Annotated in this window: 2 protein-coding genes; both read right to left on the minus strand. The window is 74.8% G+C overall.

What is annotated here, in order from left to right:
• A partial coding sequence (locus tag ABTZ17_RS35810) for a polyketide synthase docking domain-containing protein (RefSeq protein WP_352199996.1) occupies positions 1 to 232 on the minus strand: 232 nt, incomplete at its 3' end.
• Positions 229 to 6,252: type I polyketide synthase (locus ABTZ17_RS35815; protein ID WP_502994982.1), on the minus strand; the 6,024-nt coding region annotated here is incomplete at its 5' end. The genes ABTZ17_RS35815 and ABTZ17_RS35810, both read right to left, overlap by 4 nt.

Consider the following 6,252-nt stretch of genomic DNA (forward strand, 5'->3'; position numbering starts at 1 on the left):
CATCCCGACCCGACGCCACCAGATCCCACAAATCCTGCGGACCCGCCACACCACCCGGATACCGACACGCCATCCCCACGATCGCCAACGGCTCGACCTCGCGCTGTTCCAGGTCGCGGATGCGTCGGTTGGCGGTGCGGAGCTCCCCCGTGACCTTCCTCAGGTACAGGCGCAGTTTCTGCTCGTCAACCGCGCCGCCTCGTGCTTCTTCCCCTGCGGCCTGGTTGCTCATGCCTGTCCGATCTCTCTGTCGATCATGTCGAATATGTCGTCGTCGGAGACTTCGTCGAAGTCGTCCAGTCCCTCGGAGAGGGCTTCGTCGCGGGCGCCGTCCATTCCCCCGAGGACGCCGCGCAGACGGTTGCCGAGGGAGCGCAGGCGCAGCTCGTGTCCGAGCAGTTCCTCCTCGCTCCCCGCGGCGAGCAGGGCCTCCAGTCGCCCGAGGGCTTCCTCCAGGGGCGCCGGGGCGCTCTCCCCGGGGCCGCTGACCCGCTCGTGGAGGAGCCTGACCACGGCTTCCGGTGTCGGGTGGTCGAAGACCAGCGTGGTGGGCAGGCGCAGGCCGGTGGCCTTGGTGAGCCGGTTGCGGAGTTCCACCGCGGCCAGCGAGTCGAGGCCCAGTTGCTTGAACGGGTTGCCGGTGTCGACGCCCGCCGCGGAGGAGTGTCCGAGGACCGCCGCCACGTGGGTGCGGACCAGTTCCCGCACGGCCTGTTCGCGGTCCCCTTCGGGGACGGCCGCGATCCGCTCCTCCCAGGAGCCGCCCCCGTCGGCGGGGGCCCCGCCGACGGGGCCGCGGACCAGTCCGCGGAGGAGGGCGGGCAGCGTGCCCTGGCGGGCCTGCTCGCCGATGGCCCCGGAGTCCAGGCGGACGGGCACCGGCAGTGCCGTGTCCAGCAGTTCGGCGGTGTCGAAGAGCGCGGTGCCGAGGGAGTTGGACAGGGGTTCCACGCCCATACGGGCCCACCGGGCGGTGCTGCCCGCGTCGAGGGTCCCGGCCATGCTGCGGGCTTCCGCCCACAGGCCCCAGGCCAGCGAGGTGCCGGCCAGGCCCGCCGCCCGGCGGCGCACCGCGAGGGCGTCGAGGGCGGCGTTGGCCGCGGCGTAGTTGGCCTGACCGGGGCTGCCGATCAGGGTGGCCACGGAGGAGAAGAGGACGAACGCCGACAGGTCGGTGTCAGCGGTCAGTTCGTGGAGGTTGAGGGCCGCGTCCAGCTTGGGACGCATGACCTGGTCGATCTGGGCCGGGGTCAGCGAGGCGACGACACCGTCGTCCAGGACACCGGCCGTGTGCAGGACCGCGGTCAGCGGCCTCTCCAACGAGCCTATCAGGGCCGCGAGTTGCTCGCGGTCGGAGACGTCACAGGCGGCGACCCGCACCTGGGCGCCGGACTCGGCGAGTTCGGCGCACAGCTCCTGGGCGCCGTCGGCGGCGGGGCCGCGGCGGCTGACCAGCAGCAGGTTCCGGGCACCGTGTTCGGCGACCAGGTGGCGGGCGAAGACCGCGCCGAGACCACCGGTGCCGCCGGTGATCAGGACGGTCCCCTCGGGGTCGAGGGGCGGCGGGACGGTCAGCACCACCTTGCCGGTGTTGAGTCCCTCCCGCAGGTGCTGGAAGGCGACCGGGCCGCGGCGTACGTCCCAGGTGCGGATCGGGGCGTGTTCCAGTACGCCCTTCTCGAAGAGGGCGACGACCTCGGTCAGCATCTCCTGGATCCGGTCCGGGCCGGCCTCGAAGAGGTCGTAGGCCAGGTAGCGGACCCCGTCCCGGGCCGCGGCCACCGCCTCCGGGTCGCGGAGGTCGGCCTTGCCCATCTCCAGGAACCGGCCGCCGCGGGGCAGCAGGTCCAGGGAGGCGTCGATGAAATCCCCGGCGAGGGCGTTCAGCACCACGTCCACGCCGGCGCCGCCCGTCACCTCCAGGAACTCCTCGCGGAAGGACAGGTCGCGGGAGGAGGCGATCCGGTTCGGGGTGACCCCGAGGGCCCGGACGGCCTCCCGCTTGCGTTCGCTGGCCGTGGCGAGGACCTCGGCCCCGAAGTGCCGCGCCAGCTGCACGGCGGCCATGCCGACCCCGCCGGCGGCGGCGTGCACGAGGATCCGTTCCCCGCGCTGGAGCCCGGCCAGGTCCACCAGCCCGTGGTAGGCGGTCAGGAACACCAGCGGCACGGCGGCCGCCTCGGTGTACGACCAGCCCTCGGGCACCGGGACGACCATCCGGGCGTCGGTGACCGCGAGGGTCCCGAAGCCGTCGGGGACCAGTCCCATGACCCGGTCGCCGGGCCGCAGCCCGGTCACCCCGGGCCCCGCTTCCACGACCACGCCGGCGGCCTCGCTGCCGAGGGGCGCCTCTCCCGGGTACGTGCCCAGGGCGAGGAGCACGTCCCGGAAGTTGAGCCCGGCCGCCCGGACCGCGATCCGCACCTCGCCGGGGGCGAGGTCACGGCCCGCGTCGGAGGGCACCAGGGCCAGCCCGTCCAGGGAGCCCTTGCGTGCCACGGACAGCCGCCACGGCACCCCGGGCGGCACCGGAGCCTGTCCGGCGCGCACCAGTCGCGGTACCAGGACCTGTCCGTCGCGCACCGCGAGCTCGGGTTCGTCGGTGCCGAGCACCGCCTCCCAGGGCAGGGCACCCGGGGCCTCGGCACCGGCCGCCGGGTCCGCGTCGACGGCGCCGTCCACGTCCACGAGGACGAAGCGGCCGGGGTGCTCGGACTGGGCGCAGCGGAGCAGGCCCCATACGGGGGCGAGGGCCAGGTCGGGCACGTCGTCGCGGACGGACACCCCGGAGCGGGTGACGATCAGCAGTCGGGCCTCGTCGAGGCCGCGGGCCGTCAACCACCGCTGCACCAGGGCCAGTGCGGTGCCGGCGGTGGCCCGGGCGGCCGCGCCCTCGCCGGCGGGCTCGGCACCCTCCGCCGGGTCCGCGGGCAGGATCCGAGCGACCACGGTGTCGGGGGCCGGGGCTCCCGCGGCCACGGCCGCCTCCAGCGCGTCGAGGTCGGGGTAGCCGGCCGCGCCGGGCACCGGGAGGCCGCCGAGGACCGCGACGCCGGTGGTACCGGTCCGGGTCGGGCCGTCCTCCAGGGCGGTCCAGTCGGTCCGGAAGAGCGCGTTGGAGGCCGGGGCGGGTCGGCCGCCGGCGAAGCTGGTGCGTTCGGCGGGCCGGAACACGAGCCGTTCGACGCCGCCGACGGTCCGGCCCTGCTCGTCGGCCAGGTCGATCCGGAGTCCGGATTCGCCCGCCGGCGCGATGCGGACCCGCGCCCGGTCGCGGCCGGGCTGCTCCAGGTGGACCCCGGCCCAGGAGAACGGCAGTCGGGTCACGGAGTCGTCGCCGTCCGCCAGTCCTTCCAGGCCGCCGTGGAGGGCCGCGTCGAACAGCGCCGGGTGGATCCCGAAGGCCCGACCGGTCTCGGCGTGCTCCTCATCCAGGGCGAGTTCGGCGTAGACGGTGTCGTCCTGCTGCCAGGCGGCCCGTACGCCCCGGAACGCGGGGCCGTAGGCGTAGCCGAGGTCCGCGAGCCGCGCGTACAGCACGTCGGTGGCCAGGCGTCGGGCCCCGGCCGGGGGCCACTGCGCGGGCCAGGCCGGGACGGCTTCCCCCGTGCCGGTGAGCGCGCCACGGGCGTGGCACAGGGCCGGTCCGGCGTCCTCCGCGTCGGCGTCCGCCTCGGCTTCCGGGTGCCCGTCGGGTCGGGAGAACACCGCGACCTCGCGCCGTCCCTCCCCGTCCGGGGCGCCCACGGTGACCTGCACGCGGACGGCGGCGCCGCCGTCCAGGACGAGCGGGGCCGCGAGGACCAGTTCCTCCAGGACGGGGACCCCGGTCCGCCGTCCGGCCGCCATGGCCAGCTCCACGAGGGCGGTGCCCGGCACGACGACCATGCCCAGGACCTGGTGGTCGGTGACCCAGGGGGCGGAGTCCCGGGACAGCCGCCCGGTGAACACCCACTCGTCCCGGTCCCCGACCTCGACGGCGGCGCTGAGCACCGGGTGGTCGATCCGGCCGAGACCGGCCGCGCCCGGGTCGGCGGGGCGGGCCGGCGCCAGCCAGTACCGCTCGCGCTGGAAGGCGTAGGTGGGCAGGTCGATCCGGCGGACGGCGGTGCCCGTGTAGAAGGCGTCCCAGTCGACGGCGATCCCGGCCACGTGGGCCTGCCCGAGGAAGCCGGCGAAGGCTTCGGCCTCGGGGGTACGGGCGCGCAGCGCCGGCAGGAACACGGCCTCGGTGGTGTCCTCGTCGAGGACCTGCCGGGCCATGGCGGTGAGGACGGCGTCGGGGCCGATCTCGACGAAGCGGGTGACGCCCTCGGCGGCGAGGGTGCGGATGCCGTCGGCGAAGCGGACGGCCTCGCGGACGTGGTCCACCCAGTAGGAGGGGTCGGTGAGTTCGGTGGCGACGAGGCCGCCGGTCAGGTTCGAGACCACGGGGATGCGCGGCTCGTGGAAGGTCAACCGCTCGGCGACGGTGCGGAACTCGGCGAGCATCGGTTCCATCAGCGGGGAGTGGAAGGCGTGGCTGACCCGGAGCCGGGTGGTCTTGCGGTCCTGCCACTGGGGCAGCCACGCGTCGAGCGCGGCGAGTTCGCCCGACACGACCACGGAGCGCGGCCCGTTGATCGCGGCGATCGCCAGCCGACCGGCGAACTCCGGCAGTGTGGGCAGGACTTCGTCCTCGGTGGCCTGTACGGCGGCCATGCCGCCGCCCTCGGGCAGCGCGCCCATCAGCCGGCCGCGCGCCACGACCAGCCGCGCCGCGTCCTCCAGGGAGAGCACTCCGGCCACGTGCGCGCAGGCCAGTTCGCCCACGGAGTGGCCGACGAGCACGTCGGCGGTGACGCCCAGGGACTCCACGAGGCGGTACAGGGCCACCTCGACGGCGAACAGCGCGGCCTGCGTGTACTCCGTACGGTCCAGCAGCCCGGCCTCCGCCGAACCCTCGGCCGCGAACAGCAACTCCTTCAACGACCGCCCGAGAAGCGGATCGACGGCGGCGCACACCTCGTCGAGAGCGGCGGCGAACGCCGGGTAGGCGGCGACGAGTCCGGCGCCCATCCCCGGGCGCTGCGCTCCCTGGCCCGTGAACAGGAAACCCGTCCGGCCGGGGACCACGGCACCGGATTCCGTCTCGCCCTCGACGAGCGCGGTCAGTCCGGCGAGCAGCGCGTCGCGGTCCGCGGCGGCCACGGCGGCCCGCCGGTCGAACCGCGCCCGGGAGGCGACGGCCGAGAAGGCCAGGTCACCGAGGTCGAGTTCGGGATGGGCCAGCAGGTGGGTCCGCAGGCGTTCGGCCTGGCCGACGAGCGCGGCCGGGGTCTTCGCCGACAGGACCACCGGCAGCACTGGCGGCAGGTCCGCCGTGGCGGGGGCGGCGGCGGGGGCCGGCTCCGCCGGGGGCTCTTCGACGATGACGTGGGCGTTGGTGCCGCTGACGCCGAAGGAGGAGACACCGGCGCGGCGCGGACGGTCATCCGTCGCGGACCACTCGGCGGCCTCGGTCAGCAGCTCCACCTCACCGGCGGTCCAGTCGATGTGCGGGGAGGGTTCGTCGACGTTGAGGGTTCGCGGCAGCACTCCGTGCCGCATCGCCATCACCATCTTGATGACACCGGCCACGCCGGCGGCGGCCGAGGTGTGTCCGATGTTGGACTTGATGGAGCCGAGGCGCAGGGGGCCGTTCCCGGCCCGGTCCTGGCCGTAGGTGGCGAGGAGGGCCTGCGCCTCGATGGGGTCGCCGAGCCGGGTGCCGGTGCCGTGGCCCTCGACGGCGTCCACGTCGGCGGCCGACAGGCCCGCGTTGGCGAGTGCCTGGCGGATGACCCGTTCCTGAGAGGGTCCGTTCGGGGCGGTGAGGCCGTTGCTCGCACCGTCCTGGTTGATCGCGGAACCCCGGATCACCGCCAGCACCCGGTGGCCCTTGCGCCGCGCGTCCGACAGCCGCTCGACCACGAGGAGCCCGAGGCCGTCGGAGAAGCCGGTGCCGTCCGCCGAAGCCGCGTAGGACTTGCAACGACCGTCCGCCGCCAGACCGCGCTGGCGGCTGAACTCCTGGAGCAGGAAGGGACCGGACATGAGGGTGACCCCGCCGACGAGTGCCAGCGAGCAGTCGCCCGAGCGGAGGGCCTGGGAGGCGAGGTGGACGGCGACCAGGGACGAGGAGCAGGCGGTGTCGACGGTCACGGCGGGACCCTCGAAACCGAGGGTGTACGCCACCCGACCCGAGATCACACTCGTCGTCGTACCCGTCAG

Source organism: Streptomyces sp. NPDC097619, from assembly GCF_040302735.1.
In the GTDB taxonomy this organism is placed as follows: domain Bacteria; phylum Actinomycetota; class Actinomycetes; order Streptomycetales; family Streptomycetaceae; genus Streptomyces.